The organism is Novosphingobium clariflavum, from assembly GCF_026420865.1.
Lineage (GTDB): Bacteria > Pseudomonadota > Alphaproteobacteria > Sphingomonadales > Sphingomonadaceae > Novosphingobium > Novosphingobium clariflavum.
On record NZ_JAPCWC010000006.1, the window covers coordinates 14440 to 34396 of the forward strand.

General features: G+C 65.9%; 22 protein-coding genes. 12 read left to right on the forward strand and 10 right to left on the reverse strand.

Going from position 1 to position 19957, the window contains the following annotated elements:
- Positions 1-16: 16 nt before the first annotated feature.
- A complete protein-coding gene (locus tag OKA11_RS09760) occupies positions 17-265 on the forward strand; it encodes a hypothetical protein (RefSeq protein WP_267220017.1) in 249 nt (82 codons plus the stop codon).
- Positions 266-460: 195 nt separating this feature from the next.
- A complete protein-coding gene (locus OKA11_RS09765) occupies positions 461-1309 on the forward strand; it encodes an arylamine N-acetyltransferase family protein (RefSeq protein ID WP_267220018.1) in 849 nt (282 codons plus the stop codon).
- A gap of 15 nt (positions 1310-1324) precedes the next feature.
- On the opposite strand, the gene moaB is transcribed toward OKA11_RS09765, so the two are convergent.
- The 3 genes from moaB to OKA11_RS09780 form a co-directional block, all read right to left on the reverse strand.
- Positions 1325-1852: a molybdenum cofactor biosynthesis protein B gene (gene moaB / locus OKA11_RS09770; RefSeq protein ID WP_142634443.1), complete on the reverse strand. Its 528-nt coding sequence runs from the start codon at positions 1850-1852 to the stop codon at positions 1325-1327.
- Entirely contained in the window at positions 1842-3593 is a 1752-nt protein-coding gene (locus tag OKA11_RS09775) for a lytic transglycosylase domain-containing protein (protein WP_379489282.1), read from the reverse strand. Before OKA11_RS09775 ends, moaB begins: the two co-directional genes overlap by 11 nt.
- A 99-nt stretch (positions 3594-3692) precedes the next feature.
- A complete protein-coding gene (locus tag OKA11_RS09780) occupies positions 3693-4466 on the reverse strand; it encodes a uracil-DNA glycosylase family protein (protein WP_267220020.1) in 774 nt (257 codons plus the stop codon).
- A gap of 113 nt (positions 4467-4579) precedes the next feature.
- Between OKA11_RS09780 and OKA11_RS09785 the strand changes: the two genes are divergently transcribed.
- The 5 genes from OKA11_RS09785 to ilvD all read left to right on the forward strand — a co-directional run bounded on the left by OKA11_RS09785 (position 4580) and on the right by ilvD (position 10498).
- On the forward strand, positions 4580-6229 hold the full coding sequence (locus tag OKA11_RS09785) for an electron transfer flavoprotein-ubiquinone oxidoreductase (protein WP_267220021.1): 1650 nt from the start codon (positions 4580-4582) through the stop codon (positions 6227-6229).
- A gap of 93 nt (positions 6230-6322) precedes the next feature.
- Positions 6323-7135, forward strand: coding sequence for a 4-(cytidine 5'-diphospho)-2-C-methyl-D-erythritol kinase (locus OKA11_RS09790; protein ID WP_267220022.1), 813 nt, complete (start codon positions 6323-6325; stop codon positions 7133-7135).
- Positions 7132-7884 carry an N-formylglutamate amidohydrolase gene (locus OKA11_RS09795; RefSeq protein WP_267220023.1) on the forward strand — a complete coding sequence of 251 codons (753 nt, stop codon included), beginning with the start codon at positions 7132-7134 and terminating at the stop codon, positions 7882-7884. The genes OKA11_RS09790 and OKA11_RS09795 overlap by 4 nt, the downstream gene beginning before the upstream one ends.
- Before the next feature lie 54 nt (positions 7885-7938).
- Positions 7939-8505, forward strand: a complete 567-nt coding sequence (locus OKA11_RS09800; RefSeq protein ID WP_267220024.1) for a DUF805 domain-containing protein — start codon at positions 7939-7941, stop codon at positions 8503-8505.
- A gap of 136 nt (positions 8506-8641) precedes the next feature.
- Positions 8642-10498: a dihydroxy-acid dehydratase gene (ilvD, locus tag OKA11_RS09805; protein ID WP_267220025.1), complete on the forward strand. Its 1857-nt coding sequence runs from the start codon at positions 8642-8644 to the stop codon at positions 10496-10498.
- A gap of 60 nt (positions 10499-10558) precedes the next feature.
- Here the strand turns inward: ilvD and OKA11_RS09810 are convergent, their stop codons facing one another.
- Positions 10559-10834 (reverse strand): hypothetical protein, encoded by a 276-nt coding sequence (locus OKA11_RS09810; RefSeq protein WP_267220026.1) that lies wholly within the window; start codon positions 10832-10834, stop codon positions 10559-10561.
- Between the two features lie 128 nt (positions 10835-10962).
- Here OKA11_RS09810 and OKA11_RS09815 point away from each other — a divergent pair, with 128 nt between their 5' ends.
- From OKA11_RS09815 to OKA11_RS09825, 3 genes are read left to right on the forward strand one after another with little or no spacing between them, the layout of a single operon-like run.
- Positions 10963-11340: a hypothetical protein gene (locus OKA11_RS09815; protein WP_267220027.1), complete on the forward strand. Its 378-nt coding sequence runs from the start codon at positions 10963-10965 to the stop codon at positions 11338-11340.
- Complete coding sequence (locus tag OKA11_RS09820; protein WP_267220028.1) at positions 11312-12724, forward strand: NAD(P)H-hydrate epimerase; 1413 nt, start codon at positions 11312-11314, stop codon at positions 12722-12724. Before OKA11_RS09815 ends, OKA11_RS09820 begins: the two co-directional genes overlap by 29 nt.
- A 2-nt stretch (positions 12725-12726) precedes the next feature.
- Positions 12727-13980, forward strand: coding sequence for a class I SAM-dependent RNA methyltransferase (locus tag OKA11_RS09825; RefSeq protein WP_267220245.1), 1254 nt, complete (start codon positions 12727-12729; stop codon positions 13978-13980).
- 23 nt (positions 13981-14003) lie between these two features.
- Here OKA11_RS09825 and OKA11_RS09830 read toward each other — a convergent pair whose 3' ends face one another.
- The 6 genes from OKA11_RS09830 to OKA11_RS09855 all read right to left on the reverse strand — a co-directional run bounded on the left by OKA11_RS09830 (position 14004) and on the right by OKA11_RS09855 (position 17955).
- Positions 14004-14267, reverse strand: a complete 264-nt coding sequence (locus tag OKA11_RS09830) for a hypothetical protein (RefSeq protein WP_267220029.1) — start codon at positions 14265-14267, stop codon at positions 14004-14006.
- An 18-nt stretch (positions 14268-14285) separates the two neighbouring features.
- A complete protein-coding gene (locus OKA11_RS09835) occupies positions 14286-14522 on the reverse strand; it encodes a hypothetical protein (protein WP_267220030.1) in 237 nt (78 codons plus the stop codon).
- An 85-nt stretch (positions 14523-14607) separates the two neighbouring features.
- Positions 14608-15030 (reverse strand): MAPEG family protein, encoded by a 423-nt coding sequence (locus OKA11_RS09840; RefSeq protein WP_267220031.1) that lies wholly within the window; start codon positions 15028-15030, stop codon positions 14608-14610.
- A gap of 63 nt (positions 15031-15093) precedes the next feature.
- Positions 15094-16071 (reverse strand): threonine ammonia-lyase, encoded by a 978-nt coding sequence (locus OKA11_RS09845; protein ID WP_267220032.1) that lies wholly within the window; start codon positions 16069-16071, stop codon positions 15094-15096.
- A gap of 16 nt (positions 16072-16087) precedes the next feature.
- On the reverse strand, positions 16088-16693 hold the full coding sequence (locus tag OKA11_RS09850) for a class I SAM-dependent methyltransferase (protein ID WP_267220246.1): 606 nt from the start codon (positions 16691-16693) through the stop codon (positions 16088-16090).
- Positions 16694-16734: 41 nt separating this feature from the next.
- A complete protein-coding gene (locus OKA11_RS09855; protein WP_267220033.1) occupies positions 16735-17955 on the reverse strand; it encodes a DUF3419 family protein in 1221 nt (406 codons plus the stop codon).
- Between the two features lie 368 nt (positions 17956-18323).
- On the opposite strand from OKA11_RS09855, the gene OKA11_RS09860 reads away from it, so the two are divergent.
- Both OKA11_RS09860 and OKA11_RS09865 read left to right on the forward strand, forming a co-directional pair.
- Positions 18324-19535, forward strand: coding sequence for a saccharopine dehydrogenase family protein (locus OKA11_RS09860; protein ID WP_267220034.1), 1212 nt, complete (start codon positions 18324-18326; stop codon positions 19533-19535).
- Positions 19535-19957, forward strand: coding sequence for a hypothetical protein (locus tag OKA11_RS09865; protein ID WP_267220035.1), 423 nt, complete (start codon positions 19535-19537; stop codon positions 19955-19957). The genes OKA11_RS09860 and OKA11_RS09865 overlap by 1 nt, the downstream gene beginning before the upstream one ends.

Below are 19957 nucleotides of genomic sequence, written 5' to 3' on the forward strand. Positions count from 1 at the left end.
TTATCGCGGTGCGGCCTTGCTTCGCGCGGCCCAGGATCCGGACGCGTTCATCGCCGTCATGCAGCAATGGGCCGCAGCTTATGGGCCATCGCCGTTGGGTCTGGTTCCCGGCATGGCCGAGCGCGATTTTGCGCGGGTGGCGATGCCGGTCCTGTCGTTAGAGCGTTTTTCGAACGGAGTGGAACACGCAGTGACTCGGAAAAGCGCGGAAAACAAAGAATCTGGAGAGCCCGATCTGATCCAATCAGATCGGAAAACGCTCTAGCGGCGGGCTGAGGATATGCGCCGTTCCTCCACCGATTATGCTCCGTATATGCCGTGGTTATGAACAGGCTTGTCCCCACTGCCCGCACGTTTTGCGCCGTATATTCACTCGTTTTGCCCAAGTCTGTCCCGAGAATATGCGCAAAGTTATCAACAGCCTTGCCGGCCGCGGGCCAAGGGTGCTCTAGAGCGTTTCATGGAAATCGAACGCTATTTCGCCCGTATCGGCCTCACCGCTGCGCCGTCTCGGGATGCCGCAGGGCTGGCCCTTCTCCAGCGTGCCCATCGCCGCGCGATCGGGTTTGAGAACCTGGCCATTCCGCTGGGCGAGGGCATTCGCATCGACAGTGCCAGCGTGTTCGAGAAGCTGGTTCTGCGTCGGCGCGGGGGATATTGTTTCGAACAGAACCGGCTCCTGTCCGACGCGCTGTCCGCCCTCGGGCTGGTGAACCGGCCGCTACTGGCGCGGGTGCTGCTGGGCTTGCCCGAACAGGCTGCGCCGCCGCGCACGCATACACTGGTACTGGTCAATCTGGGCGGAGCAGCGTGGATTGCCGATGCGGGCTTTGGCGGCAGTTACGTGCCGCCGTTGCCCCTCGAGGATGGCGCTCAGGCGCAGACCCCGGACGGGGCCTGGCACCGCCTGCTGCGTAGCGGCGAGCGTGGTGCGCTGGGCGGCGAATGGCGGTTGGAACGCGCGGGACCTGCCAGCGCCACCGATGGGCGCAGCGCCGACCATGGCGACTGGCAACCGCAATACGTGTTTGATCTGGCCGAAGTGGCGCAGGACGATCTGGAAATGGGCAACCACTGGACCGCCACGCGCCCCGGCACCCGCTTCACGACACTTTGCGTGGCCAGTGTCGTGCTGGAAAACGGCTTCGCAGCCATGACCGACCGCCAGCTTACCATCCACTGCGACGGCGTGGCTGAGGTACGGGAAGTCGCTGACGCCGGCGATTATACCCGAACCTTGCGTGAGGTCATGGGCATTGATCTTTCGGACGAGCAAGCGGCCCGGTTGCCGCTGTGGAACCCCGCCTGATCTGCGGCGCGGCGCTCAGACTTCCCTGAGCCGCGGCATCAGTTCCACGAAGTTGCAGGGACGATTGCGGCTGTCGAGCTGCTCGGCCAGAATGCCGTCCCAACCGTCCTGCACCGCGCCGTTGGAGCCGGGCAGGGCGAAGATGTAGGTGCCTCGCGCCACCGCCGCGCAAGCGCGCGACTGGACGGTGGAGGTGCCGATGGTCTTGTACGAGATCCAGCGGAACAGTTCGCCGAAGCCGGGAATGTCCTTGTCCTTCACCCGGTCGATCGCCTCTGGCGTGACGTCGCGGCCGGTGAGGCCGGTGCCGCCGGTCACCACGATCGCATCGACCTCGCGGTCGTCGATCCAGTTGTTGAAGCGGACCGTCAGGCGGGTGGCATCGTCCTTCTCGATCGCGCGGGCGACAAGGCGATGACCTGCCTTGCGGATGCGGCCTTCGAGAATGTCGCCCGAGGTGTCGTTCTCGGCGGTGCGGGTGTCGGAAACTGTCAGGAGCGCGATGTTGATGGGCTTGAATTGACGTTCATGATCAATGGCCACGCATTATCGCTCCGCTTGCGGCCATGTGGACACCTTGCGATCCGGACAGCCCCGGGAAGGTCGGCCACATGTCCTGTGCAAGCGCCATGCGGCTTTCCGAAGGGCCGCCGGCCTGACGCTCGTACATCCAGTAGTTGCGCAGCACTATGTTCACATAGCCGCGCGTTTCCCAGTAGGGCAGCGATTCCATCCACAGCAGCGGGTCGCCGTCGCAATTGACCTGGGTGTTCCAGCGGGTGACCGGCACCAGTCCGGCATTGTAGGCGGCCATGACCTTGAGCAGCAGGCCCTGCGTGCCTGGCGCATTGCGCAAGGTCTGCAAGTGCTGCTGGCCGAAGGCAAGGTTCACTTCCGGCTTGTTGAGGTCGCTGGCGGTACCCGAAACACCCAGCAGTGAGGCATGGTCGCGGGCGGCGGAGGGCATGATCTGCATCAGGCCGCGCGCACCGGCGGGGCTGACGACGCTGGTCTGGAAGATCGATTCCTGAAGCGTGTGGGCATAGACCAGCGCCGGGTCGACCTTCCAGCCGCCAGCCGGGGTCCACTTTGGCGTCGGGAAGCGACTGGCCGGTTCGGGGCGGCCACCGGCGGGCGCATTGTAGGCCATCCACAATTGCGTCGAAGGCAGGCCGAGATCGCGGGCGAGGCGGCTGATCGAGGCATATTGCGCGGCGTCGCCGATGCGGGCCTGGTGGCGCAGCACTTCGTCGGCAAGGCCGTCCTCGCCGATTTCGGCCAGTTCCACGGCGGCACGGATGTTGGGCGTGTTGCGCAGCGTCTGCCAGTCGGACGCGGTGAAGTCGGCGGCGGCATGCTGTTCGGGCAGCTTCATGCCCAGCTGTTCGGCGGCGAGCATGCCGTAGAGCGTCTCATCGCGCGCGGCGGCCAGGCGCAGTTCGGCCGATGCGGCTTCGGGCTTGCGGCAGCGAACCAGGGCGCGGCTGCGCCAGTAGTGCGCCGCGCTGGACAGTTCGGCGTTTTCGGAGGACTTGGCGGTCTTGTCGAAAGCGTCGGCAGCGCCGTCGCAGTCGCCCAGTCGCCATGCGGCGAGGCCGGCGGTCCACCAGGCTTCGCCGACCCATGGGCCGCTGCCCATCGCGCCGAGTTGGGCCATTTGGTAGGCTGAGGTGTCCTGGTTGCCGATGTAGTAGGCCCAGGCGATCTTCTGGCGCCATTCGGCCTGCGCCGAAGGGCTGAGGCCGGCGTCGATGCCATCCAGCAGCAGGCGCGCGCCGGTGGGATCGTCGTTCTTGATGCGCTCGTTGATGCCCGAGGCGATCGCAGCGGGCATCGTGCCGTCGCTGATCGACGCCGGGCGCACGCGCTTGGCCATCGTCGGCAGGCGCGCGAAAGGTTGCTCGCTGGGGACGCTGGGGACCGACATGGCGCCGCGCTTCAGGGCGAGGCGGCTGATCTGGTCGGCTCCGGGAAGTTCCGTGCCCTGTGCCAGCCAGGTCTGGAGGTCGGTCAGTTCGATCTTCGGTGAACCGGCGGCGAGGAAATATTCCGCACGCAGTTGCTGGTGCAGCGGACCGTCGGGGCGGTCTGCCAGCATCTTCTGGACGGCGGCCCAGTCCTTGGCGTCGACTGCGGCGAAGGCCTGCTTGTAAAAGGCCCGGTCATCCTGGCTCAGCAGCGATGGGACCGAAGTGTTGTCGGCCCGGCTGCGGAAATAGTCCACCGCGGCGCTGTTGGCGAAGGCCGGCGTTGCTGTCAGCGTTGTTACGGCGAGCGCAGCCACCCCCGCGGCGCGCGCTGCCTTGGCAAACTTGTTCACGTCAAAATCCCCGCATCGTGCGACCTGATCCCTGATCCTTCGGCCGGGGCAGAGGCCCGCTTCCTAGGGCTTTGTCCACTCCAGCCAGGCTCTCCAGATGCTTGCCTTCGCGCGCGGATTTTGCAGCAGCGCGGCAAGCCCCCAGCCAGCCATTAGAGGTATCGTCAGTCCTTCATGCTGAAATTGTCTTAAAACGGCAGCGCGTTGCGGTGATTCGTGGCCGATCAGCGGCAGAACGTTGCCGCCGAGCACGATCAGCCGCTGCGGAGCGGCCAAAGCGACGTGCCGGGCCAGGGCATCGCCGACCCCGCGCTCAGCCGCGGCGCGCCAGTTCGGCACCGGATCCGGGCGGGGCAGGGCGCTGGCAAGGTAGACATCCTCGCGGCGGGTGCCGAAGGCGGCCAGCATGGCGTCGAGCAGGCGGCCTTGCGGGCCGGACAGCAGACGCTCGCGGTCCTCAGCCTCGGGAGTTTCGACCACCACCATCAGCTTGGCGCCGACTTTGCCTTCCGGCATCAGGCGGCCGGTCGGGCCGCCATCGTCGAGCAGCGTCTCGCTGGCCCACCAGGCGCGGAAGGCGTCGATGTCGGCGGGCAGCAGGGCGGGGTCGATACGGGTGGGGACCACCACTTCCTGCACCGCAGCCGGCACGCGGCGCGGGGGCAGGCGGTCGCCGTTCTCGTCCTGCTCCTCCTCGGGCACGATCCACTCGCGCGGGTCGTCGAGGTAGTCGTGGTCGACACCGGCGCCGCGCCACCAATTGAGCGCAGCTGTGATATCGTCCAGAAATTGCCGATTTGGAGCCTGATCCATCGCGTGGGTCTTGACCTGTCGCATTCCACCAATCAAGGCACAACACGAATTAATCGCACGCTTAAGTGTGTGAATCGCAATTTTTGGGGCGAAAAGGCCCAATAGGGTCAAAGACGGGGTCAGGAGTCGGGACTGCCATGATTGAACGTGAAGAGATGCCTTACGACGTCGTCATCGTCGGTGGTGGTCCTGCGGGCCTGTCCACGGCGATCCGGCTCAAGCAGATCGATCCCGAACTCTCGGTCTGCGTGCTCGAAAAGGGCTCCGAAATCGGCGCGCACATCCTGTCGGGCGCTACCATCGACCCCAAGGCGCTCGACGAGCTGCTGCCGACCTGGCGCGAGGATGGCTGCCCGCTCGCGGAAACGCCGGTGACGGACAACCTGCACTGGCACCTCACCAAGAAGAAGAAGTTCGCGCTGCCGCACTTCATCCAGCCGCCTTTCATGTCGAACGAGGGCAACTACACCGGATCGCTCGGCAACCTCTGCCGCTGGCTGGCCGAACAGGCCGAGGCGCTGGAGATCGAGATCTTCCCGGGCTTCCCGGCAGCCGAGATCCTCTACGATGACAATGGCGCCGTGATCGGCGTTCAGACCGGCGACATGGGCGTCGACCGCGAGGGCAATCCGAAGGGCGATTTCCAGCCGGGCATGAACCTGCTGGGCAAGTACACCGTGTTCTGTGAAGGCGCGCGTGGCCACCTGACCAAGCGTCTGAAGGCCAAGTACAATCTGGAAGCCGATTGCCAGCCGCAGATCTATGGCCTCGGCATCAAGGAACTGTGGGACATCGATCCCGCCAAGCACGTTCCCGGCCGCGTGATCCACACGCAGGGCTGGCCGCTCAGCGAGAACAACGCCTGGGGCGGCGGTTTCCTCTACCACCAGGCGAACAACCAGGTCGCGCTCGGCTTCGTGACCGCGCTCGATTACAAGAACCCCTACGTCTATCCGTTCGAGGAATTCCAGCGCTGGAAGCAGCACCCGGAAATCCGCGCGATCCTCGAAGGTGGCAAGCGCGTTGCCTACGGTGCGCGCGCGATCAACGAAGGTGGCTGGCAGTCGGTGCCGCAGCTGGCCTTCCCGGGCGGCGTGCTGGCGGGTTGCTCGGCCGGGTTCGTCAACGTCCCGCGCATCAAGGGCACGCATACCGCGATGAAGAGCGGCATGCTGGCGGCAGAGGCGATTGCCGCGGCGATTAAGGCCGGGCGCGAGCAGGACGCGCTGAGCGAATACGACAGCGCCGTGCGCGAAAGCTGGATCGCCAAGGAACTGAAGCTCGTCCAGAATGCCGAGCCGATGGTGGCGAAGTGGGGCGGCGAGCTGGGCACGATTCTGGCCGGTGCCGACATGTGGCTGCGTACGCTGTTCGGTTTCGGCCTCGCCAAGCCGATGAAGCATCACACCGATGCCTCGTGCACCCAGCGCGCCGATCTCTACCAGCCGATCGCTTATCCCAAGCCGGACGGCGTGATCAGCTTCGATCGCCTGACCAGCGTGTCCTACTCGTTCACCAACCACGAGGAAGACCAGCCGGTCCACCTGCGGCTCAAGGACCCCAAGGTCCCGACCGAGATCAACCTGCCGCTCTATGCCGGGCCTGAGGCGCGCTATTGCCCGGCGGGCGTTTACGAGTTCGTCGATCCCGACGGTTCGGGCATGAAGTTGCAGATCAACGCGCAGAACTGCGTCCACTGCAAGACCTGCGACATCAAGGACCCGACCCAGAACATCGAATGGGTCACGCCCGAAGGCGGCGGCGGTCCGAACTATCCTAACATGTGATTGGCCTAATATGTGATCGCGGGCGGTCATTTGCGAAAAAGACGAGGCGTCGGGGGTTGCTCCAACGCCTCGCTCGTTTCAGGGATGGCGGCGATGATTTCTGAAACTGCCTACGCCAAGATCAACCTCGCGCTCCATGTCCGCAAACGGCGCGAGGATGGTTATCATGAGCTGGAAACGCTGTTCGCCTTCGTTGACGCGGGGGACGAACTGGCGGCGACGCCTGCCGAGGTTGACTGCCTGACGACGCATGGCGAATTCGCCGCGAAGATCGATGATCCCTTCGGCAATATCGTCGCCAAGGCGCTTGCGATCTTGCCGCATGGCAAGGGCTGGGCAGTCGATCTCGAGAAGCGTCTGCCGGTAGCGGCGGGGCTGGGTGGTGGCTCTGCCGATGCGGGCGCCGTGTTCCGCATGGTGGAGCGTACGCACGGCCTGCCGGACGACTGGCACGCCCGTGCGGCGAAACTCGGAGCGGACGTTCCGGCCTGCGTGCTCTCGCGCCCCTGCATCGGCACCGGCACCGGCACCGATCTTGCCGAAGTGGCCGAGAATGATCTGGCCGGTTGCCCGGTCCTGCTGGTCAACCCGCGCGTGCCGGTGCCGACGGGGCCGGTGTTCCAGGCATGGGATCGGATCGACCGGGGGGCGATGCCGACGGGAGCCCTTCGCGACATCGCACTTGCCGGCCGCAACGACCTTGAAGCGCCCGCCATCGAGATTTGCCCGGCCGTGGCCGATGTTCTGGCGGCGCTGCGTGAGACTGGGCCGTTCCTTGCCCGCATGTCCGGCTCCGGGGCCACGTGCTTCGCGCTTTACGAGAGTCAGCAAGCCTTAAGCGAGGCGGCGGCAAGGATCGCTGCAACCCGCCCCGACTGGTGGCAATTGTCCGGGAAACTGCGTTGATTACCGAAGGCCGTATTACCGAGGCTTGGCGCCTCCTTGGCACCCCGCGAGCCGGGGGCATCCTGATCGTCGCTGACCACGCCTCCAACCGCGTTCCCGAAGGCGTGGACCTTGGCATCGACGGCGAACTGCTGAACCGCCACATCGCCATCGATATCGGCGTGGCCGGCGTGGCCGGGCAGATGGTGGCCGAAAATTGCAAGACCGGTGAAATCGCCGCATGGCTCGCCAACGTCAGCCGCCTCGTTTGCGACTTCAACCGTGACCTCGATGCGCCGGGCCTGTTGCCCGAAGTGTCCGACGGCCACGAGATCCCCGGCAACGTGCTCTGCGCGCAGGGGCGTTCGGCGCGACTCTCGCAGTTCTTCCACGCCTATCACCACGATCTGGAAGCCCAGCTCACGGCCGCCGAGCCCGCGCTGATCCTCTCGCTCCACAGCTTCACGCCCGCACTGGCGACGTGCGACAAGCCGCGCCCCTGGCATGTCGGCGTGCTTTATAACGAGGACGAGCGCGCCGCGCGCATCGCGATCCCGCTGCTGGAGGCCGAGGGGCTCGTGGTCGGCGACCAGCTTCCCTATTCGGGCAAGGTCCTCAACGCGACGATGAACCGCCATGCGGAGGCGCATGGTCGCCCCTACCTTGGCATCGAGATCCGGCAGGATCTGATCGGTGATGCTGCAGGTCAGGCGGTCTGGGCAGAACGCATGGCACGCATCTGCCGTCAAGTAGCTGCCACGCTGGCCTGACTTGTGAAGCGATGGCCTGAAGGATAGTCTCCCGATACTGAAGGCAGGGGTATCATGATCGGCTATCACCTTGTACGGCTGGCCAAATTCTCAGGTCGAGAAGGGCGGGCGAAGTTCTGGCCCTGGGCCGGTGTCGTGGTCGGTCTGGTCTGTATTGGCAGCTTTGCGGCGATCGGGCCGATGATGGTGCGCAGCATGGCGAAGATGCAGCAATACGCTCGCGAACACCCGGAGCAGGCCACAGTGACTTCGGGGCCGGGCCATTACGAGATCAGTATTCAAGGGCATCACCCCGAGTTGATGCCCGATTTTTCGGCCGTGACCGGAGCGATGGAGATTGTGATGGCTGTCGCGATCGTCCTGTTGGCTGCTGCTGTAACCAGACGTCTGCATGACACGGGAAAGGCCGGCACTTGGGGGCTGCTGCCACTGCCGTTCCTGGTTATCGGCTTTACCCAGATGCCAAGGATCTTTGCCGCGCCAGAGCCTGACATGCGGTTGTTCGGACTGCTGTTCCTCAACAACCTCTTTTATCTCGGCGCCCTCGGCGTGTTGATCCTGCTGCTCGCGGGCGCGGGTTCCAAGGGTGACAATCGCTACGGGCCGCCGCCGCAGGATTGATCTTGCACGATCCGAAAAGCAAAAACCGCATTTCAGGAAATTTTATGCCTCGCAAAAGCCATCCGCATGGCGTAGGGGCGCGGCAAGACGACGCTCGCAGAGCGCCGCCGCCATGACCAATCCCGGAGTTCGCACAATGCCCGCCTATCGTTCACGCACTTCCACCCACGGCCGCAACATGGCGGGCGCGCGTGGCCTCTGGCGCGCGACGGGGATGAAGGATGCGGACTTCGGCAAGCCGATCATTGCCGTGGTGAACTCGTTCACCCAGTTCGTGCCCGGCCACGTCCACCTGAAGGACCTGGGCCAGATGGTCGCCCGCGAGATCGAGGCGGCGGGCGGTGTTGCCAAGGAATTCAACACCATCGCGGTCGATGACGGCATCGCCATGGGCCACGACGGCATGCTCTATTCGCTGCCCAGCCGCGACCTGATCGCCGACAGCGTGGAATACATGGTCAACGCCCACTGCGCCGACGCCATGGTCTGCATCTCCAACTGCGATAAGATCACGCCGGGCATGCTGATGGCCGCGCTGCGCATCAACATTCCGGTGGTCTTCGTCTCGGGCGGACCGATGGAAGCGGGCAAGGTCGTGCTGCGCGGCAAGGAACATGCGCTCGATCTGGTCGATGCGATGGTTGCCGCTGCCGACGAGAGCTATACCGATGAGGAAGTGAAGGCGATCGAGCGTTCGGCCTGCCCGACGTGCGGGTCATGCTCGGGCATGTTCACCGCCAACTCGATGAACTGCCTGACCGAGGCGCTGGGGCTTTCGCTGCCGGGCAACGGTTCGACGCTGGCGACCCACTCCGACCGTCAGCGCCTGTTCCTGGAAGCGGGCCGTCTCGCGGTCGACCTCTGCCGCCGCTATTACGAGCAGGAGGACGAGAGCGCTCTGCCGCGCAATATCGCCAGCTTCGAGGCGTTCGAGAACGCCATGAGCCTCGATATCGCCATGGGTGGCTCCACCAACACCGTGCTCCACCTGCTGGCCGCCGCCGCCGAGGCGGGCGTGAACTTCACGATGGAGGACATCGACCGGCTCAGCCGCAAGGTGCCGTGCCTGTCCAAGGTGGCGCCCGCGAAGAACGACGTTCACATGGAAGACGTTCACCGTGCCGGCGGCATCATGGCGATCCTCGGCCAGCTCGACCGTGCGGGCCTGCTGCACACCGATCTGCCGACCGTCCATGCCAAGACGCTGGGCGATGCCCTGAACCACTGGGACATCAGCCGCACCAACGCGCCTTCGGTGCAGGAATTCTTCAAGGCTGCCCCGGGTGGTGTGCCGACGCAGACGGCCTTCAGCCAGTCCCGCCGCTGGGAGGAACTCGATCTCGACCGTGAGAACGGGGTCATCCGCAGCAAGGAACACGCGTTCAGCCAGGACGGCGGCCTTGCGGTGCTTTATGGCAATATCGCGCAGGACGGCTGCATCGTGAAGACGGCGGGCGTGGACGATTCCATCCTGAAGTTCACCGGCACCGCGCGCGTCTACGAATCGCAGGACGCGGCGGTTGCAGGCATTCTCGGCGGACAGGTCGGTGCGGGTGACGTCGTGGTCATTCGCTATGAAGGACCGCGCGGCGGACCGGGCATGCAGGAAATGCTCTATCCGACCAGCTACCTGAAGTCGAAGGGGCTCGGAAAGGCCTGCGCGCTGCTGACCGACGGCCGTTTCTCGGGCGGCACTTCCGGCCTTTCGATCGGCCACGCCTCGCCGGAAGCCGCCGAGGGGGGCGCTATCGGCCTTGTCGAGAACGGCGACACCATCGAGATCGACATTCCCGGCCGCACCATCAATCTGATGGTTTCGGACGAAGTGCTGGCTCACCGTCGCGCCAGCCAGGAAGCGCGCGGTGCCGAGGCATGGTCGCCGGTCCACCCGCGTCCGCGCAAGGTTTCCGCAGCGCTCCAGGCCTATGCGGCGATGACCACCAGCGCGGCCAAGGGTGCCGTGCGCGACGTCACGCAGCTCAAGCGCAAGTAAGGTTCAAGAGGGTAATGCAGGGGCAATCGCCCCTGCATCCCATGGCCGTTTGCGGCCGGATCAGCCGTCGGCGGCAGGCGCCATGCGCACGGCCTCGTCCACCATGTTTTGCCATGTGTCGTGCACATCGCTGATGCTGACGGTCAGGCCGCGGTCCTTCTTGAGCAGATGCTCACCGGCGAGGCACATGCCCGGCGTCGGCACCCGCAGCGCCTTTACGACTTCGCGTGCGGTTTCCTTCAATTGCTCGCGATCTTGCGGGGTCAGGGTATTCCAGTCGTCGGTACCGTGTTCGGCTTTTGCCAGAGCCCGGGCGGCGCGTTCGATAAGCGGCATCGTTATGCTCTCCCTCGACAGAATCCATGCAGCGTAACACTGCACGGGGCCTTGTGTAAGTGTCCCATTCTCGGTCTGCGCCAGACGGGCGCTTGCGGTCGGCGAGAAAGTCCTTGTAGCCAAGGGACATGGTCCGATCGCTCCCTGCTGTTGCCCTTGTTCTCGCACTTGCCGCCTGCTCGTCGAAGCACGAGGCGCCTAAGGTTGCCGAGGGGGAGGACCATATCCCTTGCGCGGTTTCCGGTTCCGGCGAACTCAAGCCGATCTGCGCGGTGGAGCGGCATCAGGGGGCGAATGGGCTGACGCTGCTGGTTCGCCACCCGGATGGCGGCTTTCGCCGCTTTGCCGTTGTCAGCGACGGGCGCGGGCTTGAGGTTGCCGATGGGGCGCAAGTGGCAGTAACAAGGCTGGAAGGCGGGCGGCTCGACGTTTCTGTCGGGGCTGACCGCTACCTGTTCCCGGCCACGAGGAAGTCCCATGCCCCACAGGCTGCTGCCGCAAAATGACCAGATCCTGACCGTTGCCCAGATGCGCGGCGGCGAAGAGGTGCTGATCGCGGCGGGGGCGTCGGTGGAGTCCTTGATGCGGATTGCCGGGCTGGGTGCGGCGGAATGGGTCTGGCGGGTCTCGGCCGGGCGTTCCGTCACGATCCTGTGCGGCCCCGGCAACAATGGCGGCGATGGCTATGTCATCGCCGAGGTCATTCGCGAACGCGGCGGGCAGGTGACGGTGGTGGCTCCGGTCGGTCCGAAGACGGACGCTGCCCGCGATGCACGGACCCGCTATCATGGTGCCGTGCTGGGAGCCGATGCCGAGGTGCACGGCGACGTCTTTGTCGATTGCCTCTACGGCAGCGGCCTCACGCGTCCGTTGTCGGCTGAGGACTTTGCCCTGCTGGTGCGGCTGGCCCAAGCGCATCACCACCGCATCGCGCTCGATCTGCCAAGCGGGGTGCAGTCGGATACCGGGATGCTGCTCAATCAGGGGCTACCTGACTACGATGCGACGCTGGCGCTGGGCGCGTGGAAATTCGCGCATTTCCTGATGCCCGCTGCTGCCACGATGGGCGCGCTGCGGCAGGTTCCGATCGGCATTCCAGCGATCGACCGAGCGGCCGTTGCGGTTGCAAAACCCCGGATCGCCGCGCCGGGCGCGGACGCGCACAAATATCGGCGCGGGCTCCTGGCGGTGGTCGGCGGCGCAATGCCCGGGGCTGCGGTGCTGGCTAGCCTTGCGGCACAGGGCGCGGGGGCGGGCTATGTGAAGCTCTTTGCCGACAGCAAGCGCAATGTGCCTGCCGATCTGGTGGTCGAGCAGGGCGCCTTGAGCGACGTGCTGGCCGATGATCGCAACACGGCCATTCTGGTCGGGCCGGGGCTCGGCCGCGATGCGGCCGCGCGGGAGCGGCTGGCGGTGGCGCTGGCCGATCCGGTGCCGGCAGTGGTCGATGCCGACGCGCTGATCCTGCTGGCACCGCGCGTGCTGGCGGAGCGTTCGGCCGCTACCGTGGCAACCCCGCATGAGGGCGAACTGATGGCGCTGGAGCGCGCTTTCGATCTCGACGGCACAGGCAGCAAACCGGCCCGCGCTCTGGCTCTGGCGGAGGCGAGCGGCATGGTCGTGGTTGCCAAGGGGCCGGACACCGTGATCGCTGCGCCCGATGGCCGTCTTGCCTGCGCGCCGCGGGCCAGTTCGTGGCTCTCGACTGCTGGAACGGGGGACGTGCTGGCCGGATGCGTCGCCAGCCGTCTTGCCGCCGGTACGGAGGCTTTTGCGGCGGCTTGCGAGGGTGTCTGGTTGCATGGAGAGGCCGCGCGGCACGCTTCGCCCGCCTTTACCGCCGGTCAGCTTGGACAAATGGTTCCGGCTGCGCTAGCGGCCTGCCTGTGACTATGGGAACCGAAGAAATTATCCGCATCGCCGCCAAGGGCGATGGCGTGACCGAATCCGGCCGCTTTGCCTGGGGCGCTGCGCCGGGCGACTTGCTGCATGAAGACGGCACCCTCGAATGGGGGCCGCACCACGTCCAGCCGGCCTGTAGCCATTTCGGGCGCTGCGGCGGTTGCCAGCTCCAGCAACTCGACGAGGAGACGCTGACCGCCTTTGTCGAGGCGCGCGTGGCCAATGCCTCGGCCTCGCAGGAACTTGGCGCGGAAAAGATCGCGCCGCCGCATCTCTCGCCGCCGGGCGCGCGTCGCCGCGTGTCGCTGCGAGCGGAAAGTTCGGGCGGGCGCGTCGTGATCGGCTTCCGTGAGGCGAAGTCGCACCGGCTGGTCGAACTGGAAGAATGCCCGGTCATGGCGCCGGAACTGTTCGCGGTGCTGGGCCCGCTGCGCAAGCTGCTCATCACCATGGGCAAGGCCGCTCCGGCGAAGAAGGGCCGTCACGGCAAGCCGAGCAAGCACCAGCAGACCCGCATGGCTGCCGATATCGAGATGACCTTGACCGATCAGGGCGTCGATCTGGGCGTGAAAGGGCTTACCGCCGAGGGGCTCGCCGCGACCGAAGCGATGCTCGATTTCTCGCGTGAGCATGGGCTCGCGCGCCTGACCATGGACGGCGGCTACGGTTTCGAGACCGTGTGGGAGCCGGTGCCGGTCACGGTGACGCTGGGCGGCGTCCAGGTGCCGCTGCCGCCCGGTTCGTTCCTGCAAGCGACGGTCGACGGCGAGGAAGCACTGGTCGGCGCGACGAAGCGCTGGCTGGAAGGCGCTGCGACCGTGGCGGACCTGTTTTCCGGTCTTGGCACGTTTGCGATGGCGCTGGCCGGGCCGCAGACCCGGGTCCTGGCTGCCGAAGCCGCACGCGATGCCCACTTGTCCTGCAAGGCGGGCGCAGACCGCGCCCAATTGCCGGTTTTCTCCGCCCACCGCGACTTGTTCCGCAACCCGCTCCAGCCGGACGAACTCAGCAAGTTCGAGGCCGTCGTGCTCGATCCGCCGCGGGCCGGCGCGCGCGAGCAGGTGGAGTGTATTGCCGAGTCCACCGTGGGCCGGGTGGTCTACATCTCGTGCAACCCGTCCAGTTGGTCACGCGATGCGGCGCGGCTGATCGAGGCGGGCTTCCGGCTGGTGGAACTGCGCCCGGTTGGGCAGTTCCGCTGGTCCACCCACGTCGAACTGGCGAGCTATTTCGAGCGCGACTGAGGCAGCGTCTCAGTCGCCGGGAATCAATCGGATTCCTGTGCCTTGGCCATCATGTCCATGAAGTCGCGCGCGGCATTGCGGTCGTCCTCGTTGTCGAACGCGACGTCGAGGTCGGGCGAGGCACCGAACATGTAGAGCAGGGACCACAGCGCAAAACGGCGGGCGCGGTCCTTCTCCATGCCGAGGTCCACGCGTATGCGGTCCAGCCCGGTTTCCAGCGTGGAGGGAGCGATGGTCGCAAGGTCGTCGGTGCCGAAATAGCGGCGGAGTTGGTCGTCGAAATCCATGGGCTCGCTCTACAGCGATCAGGCGTTCCCGTCACTCTCCGTATCGTCGGCATTGCAGGAGAGCAGCTGGTAGATCACCGCCCCCCATGCGCTGCCGATCACGCCGACAAAGAACATCGACCAGCTGAGACCCCAGCCGACCGGAAGCATCATGTTGATGAGCGCGGCCAGCGTCAGCACGACAAAGCCGATTTCCAGAACGAGCACGCACCACCGGATCGGCGGGCTGGCCAATTGCCTTTGCACAGTCTTCACGCAGCACCTCCCAGAACCACGCTTGTGTTAGCCCGGTAGTTTACTTTCCGCGCGGGCGTTCGTCTAGGGTCAGGACCTGGGCGGCCTAGAACATCACCAGTGCCGCGCGGGCGACAAGGAACATCAGGCAGAAGCTGGAGAGCGCGTAGAGCGCGAAGCGGGGCATCATCTGGTTGAAGGTGGATTGCACGATCGAATGGAGCACCCGCAGGATCACGTAGGCCCAGCCGATCTGCGCATTGAGGCCGTCCCCCTGGCCGATGATGGCGAGGGTGATCGCGATCGCGTAGAAGATCACCGGATCCTGAAGCAAGTGCCGGTAATTATGCGCCTTCCACTCGGTCTGCGGCGGCAGGACGTGGTCCAGCGAGACGTGGGGATCGTCGATCAGTTCCTCGGGATCGGCCTTGCCGAACGAGGAGAGGCGCGAGCCGTAGAGCCAGAACCACATGACCATGGTCCAGGCCGCCAGCGCGACCACGGGTTGCAGGATTGCCATTCCAACCATCGGACGCTCCCTTGCTGATGGAAGGGAGCGTCGGCCCGGTCAGGCGGCTTGTCAATCCGGGATTTAGGCGTTTTCGGCCAGTACCTTGGCGAAGGCTTCGGCATCGGTATTGCCGCCGGAAAGGACCACGGCCGTGCGGTCGGTCAGTTCCACCTTGCCGGCCAGGACCGCTGCCAATGCCGCCGCGCCGCCGGGTTCGATCACGAGGCGCAGTTTTGCGAAAGCCAGCCGCTGTGCCGCGCGCACTTCGGCGGGCGTGGCGACAAGGCCGAAGGGGCAGCGCGCCTTCAGCACCTCGAAATTGATCGGCCAGGTCGCGGGCGTTTGCAGGGCATCGCAGGCGGTCGGCGGCGCATCGGCGGAGACTCGCTGAATCTCGCCGCTGGCAAGGCTGCGGCCGACATCGTCCCAGCCCTCGGGCTCGACCGGGACCACGGCGGCATCGGGCAGGGCGAGCGCAAGGCCCGCGGTGAGCCCGCCGCCGCCGCAGGGCGTGACGATCTGGTCGGGCTCTCCCAGGCCGATTTCCGCCATCTGCGCGGCGATCTCGAGGCCGAGGCTGCCTTGTCCCTCGATGATCCAGGGATCGCCGAAGGCATGGACCAGCGTGGCGCCGCGCTCGGCGCAAAGGCGCTGCGAGACGGCGTCGCGGTCCTCGCCGCCGGGGCGGTCGTAGAGGACGACTTCGGCGCCGAGTGCGCGGGTGTTGGCCAGTTTCACTTCCGGTGCATCGATGGGCATGACGATGGCGGCGGTGATGCCCAGCCTGCGTGCGGCCCAGGCCACCCCCTGAGCATGGTTGCCGCTGGACACGCCGACGACTCCGCGCTGGCGTTCCTCGTCGGAAAGCGCGGTAAGGCGGTGCCAGGCGCCGCGAATCTTGAAGGCGCCCACCGGTTGCAGGCTTTCCGCCTTGCACCAGATCGTGCGGCCATCGACCTCCAGCGGCAGCAAGGGCGTGCGCGGCAGGATCGCGGCGACCTTGGCGGCGGCTTCGACAACCCCTTCACGGGTCGGGCGGCGCTGGGGATTCGTGTTCATGGCCAAGGGCATAGCCTCAGTGGCCGATACGCACCATCTGGTAATAGCCCAGTGGCCCGCGGGTGAACCGCACCGGCAGGCCGCGTTCGTTGGCAAGGCGTGCCGCTACGCCCGGCAAGTCGGTGCGCGGGGTGACGTGAAAGCGTGTCAGCCAGCCCCGCAGGCCCGCCCGCAAGGGGGAAGGCAGGCCTGCGAGGTCGCCGAAATCGACGACGTGAACCGCGCCGCCGGGGGAAAGGGCCGTCACCGCGCGGGTCAGGGCGTCCTGCCAGCCGGGGATCATCGAGAGCGTGTAGGAGAGGACGATCCGGTCGAACCCGGCGCGTGCGAACAGGGCCTGGGGATCGAACCGGGTGGCATCGCCGGGGGCGAGCCGGGCCGCTTCGCCCAGCCGCTTGCGGGCGTTCTTGAGCATCTCGCCGGAGATGTCGAAGCCATGGAGCTCGACACCGGGCCAGGCCTTGCCGACCAGTTCGAGATTGCGTCCGGTGCCGCAGCCGACTTCCAGCACCGCCATGCCCGGCGCCGCATCGAGTTCGCGGATCAGCCGGTCGCGGCCGAACAGGTAGTACTTGCGCGTGAGGTCGTAGATGTGGCGCTGGCCGCGATAGACGCGGTCCATCAGCGCGGCGTGATCGGCGGGAAGGGCGGTGTCGCGCACGGCTAGTCCTTCAGCACGTAGAGATGGACGCCGCCGTAGATCGAGGAGCGGTCGCCCTCGGTGGCGACGCGGGATTCTTTCTCGCGGTAGTCCCAGCGCGACAGGATTTCGTCTGGCACGCGGCCCGGCAACAGGGTGGGTTCGGCGGCCGTGCGGAACAGCACCCGCGATCCGGGGCGGGCGGTGCGGGTGATCTCGCTCCACAGTTCGGTGAGCTGCGCGTCGCTCATCCAGTCCTGTGCGTCGAGCAGGATGTAACGGTCGAGCGAAGCGTCCGCGCTTTCCTGGAGGACCTGCGTGAAGCTGGCGTGGCGCAGCGTCAGGCGGCCGAGGCGGTCGCGCACGCAGGCGGCGTTGGCTTCCTGGAGGTAGGGCGGCAATGGGGCCTTGTCCTGACGGCCATACCCGCGCCCGAAGGCCTGCCATGCGAAGTAGTTGTCATTGAGCGGGAAGTGGCAGGCGAGCTTTTCGAGGCGTGCACGCAGCACGTCGGCCATGCGCTGGCCGCCGGCAAGGGCGTCGTACTGGGCGGGAGGAATGCCGAGGCCGAACAGCGAGGCGGGCTGGTCGGTCAGCCAGCGCACAAGCTTGCGCTCGAAGATCGGGGCAAAGCGCTCGTCGAAGACACGGCGCTGTTCTTCCAGCGTCTCGGCGCCGAGGATTTCGCTGAGGTCGATCTTGTAGAGCTTGGCGAGCACGTGGGCCGCACCGATGAAGTGGCCGAGCAGTCCGCGCTTGTAGATGCCGCGCGTGAAGCCCTTGATGCGGCGGCGGCCGACAAGATCGCGCCCTTCCCAATAGCGGCGCGTCGCCTCGTCGAGATGCGGGGCCAGCTTTTCGCGGTAGATGCGGGCGTTTTCCGGCTTGTCGGCTTCGGCGATGAAGCTGCGCAAGTCGGCGTAATCGAGGTTTCGGATCGCCGCGATTTTCAGGCGTCCCAGCGCGATATGCGCGGTGTTCAGGTCGACGCATGTGATCGCCGCGGGATCGGCGGTGAGGTAGGAGAGGGCGTTGCAGCTGCCGCTGGCGATGGTCAGCACCCGGCTGTCCGGCCTGATCTGGAGTGCCGCCATGTCCGCCACCGGATCTTCCCAGATCTGCGCGTAGACGAGGCCCTTGAACGCGAGCGCGAAGGCCTTGTCCAGCAGGCGTGCGGCGCGGGAGGATTCCGAGCGGACGACCGCTCCCTCGATCAGATCGGAAGCAGGGCGTGCGTGCGGCATGGTAGTGGTCCCCCGGTGCCAGGTCGGCGTGTCGTGGCGGCAATGCCACTACGGGGTGACCGGGTGATGACGGGACGATGGCGGTTTATGACAGTCGTTCTTTGTCCGGGCTCACGCCCGGGCAAAACGGCCATTCGGCCGTTTTGTGCGGCACCGGCCCGCTCCCCCACCCGACCTCCCATCCAGGATACACTGTTGTGGGAGGTCGGGTGGGGGAGTGGGCTGGTGCCGCAAGCCTTCGACGGATGTCGAAGGCGCTCCTGACAAGAACCTCTTGTGCGGGGCTCTGCCCGCACAAGAGTTGAGTTGTCACACAGGGGCACTATATGCGGCCCTTTCGCGGCTTGCGCGTTCAAGGAGATAGATTGGTGAGCAAGGTTCTGGTGATCGGCGCAGGTGGCGTCGGTTCGGTCGCGGTCCACAAGATGGCGATGAATCCGGATATCTTTTCCGACATTCATCTCGCCAGCCGCACGGTTTCGAAGTGCGAAGCGATCGCCGAATCGGTGAAGCAGCGCACCGGCGTCACGATCAGCACGTATGCGATCGACGCCGACGACGTTGAGGCGACCTCGGCGCTGATCCGCTCGATCGGCCCCAAGCTGGTCGTCAATCTCGCGCTGCCCTATCAGGACCTCGCGATCATGGACGCGTGCCTGGCGACCGGCACGCACTACATGGACACCGCGAACTACGAGCCCAAGGACGTGGCCAAGTTCGAATACCACTGGCAGTGGGCCTATCAGGAGCGCTTCAAGCAGGCGGGCCTGATGGCGCTGCTGGGTTCGGGCTTCGATCCGGGCGTCACCTCGGTCTTCGCGATGTGGCTGAAGAAGCACAAGCTCAAGACCATCCGCACGCTCGACATCCTCGACTGCAACGGCGGCGACCACGGCCAGGCCTTCGCGACGAACTTCAACCCGGAAATCAACATCCGCGAAGTGACCGCTCCCGCACGCCACTGGGAGAACGGCGAATTCGTCGAGACCCCGGCGATGGGCAAGAAGGTGGAATTCGACTTCGAGGCCGTCGGCCCCAAGAACATGTACATGATGTACCACGAGGAACTGGAAAGCCTCGCCAAGTTCATCCCCGAGATGGAACGCGGCCGCTTCTGGATGACCTTCGGCGACGAGTACATCAAGCACCTCACCGTGCTGCAGAACGTGGGCATGACCCGCATCGACCCGGTGGTCTACAACGGCGTCGAGATCATCCCGCTGCAGTTCCTCAAGGCCGTGCTGCCCGAGCCCAGCTCGCTCGGTTCGACCACCAAGGGCAAGACCAACATCGGCGACATCGCGACCGGCGAGGCGCTCGACGGTTCGGGTGAGAAGACGTTCTACATCAAGAACATCTGCGACCATGAAGACGCCTATGCCGAAACCGGCAACCAGGCCGTCAGCTACACCACCGGCGTTCCGGCGATGATCGGCGCGGCCATGATCGTGACTGGCGCATGGGCGGGCGAGGGCGTGTTCAACATGGAGCAGTTCGATCCCGATCCCTACATGGACATGCTGAACAAGCACGGCCTGCCCTGGACGGTCGAGGAACTCGACGGACCCGTCGCGTTCTGATGCGCGGGCTGTGGACCGTTCTTGCCGGCGCACTGGCGCTTGCCGCCTGCGCGCCGCAGGACGGTCCCCAGCCGCCTGTGAAGCCGCCTGTCACCCAGACGGGCGGAACTTCGGAGCCCGGCGGCCTTGCGCGCGAAATGAGCGCGGCAGACCGTGCGGCCTGCGAACAATCCGGCGGCACCGTGCAGCGGCGTGGCCGGATGGGCATGGAGCAGTGCGTCCACCGCTTTGCCGACGCCGGCAAGACCTGCACCGACACGTCGCAGTGCGCGGGCAAATGCGTGGCGAGCGCGGGTGCGGTCTCGCCTGACAGGCCCGCCGTCAGTCCCATTACTGGTCAGTGTCAGGCCGATGACAAGCTTTACGGCTGCTACGCCGAACTGCGCGGCGACAAGGCGCCCGCTGTGATCTGCGTCGACTGA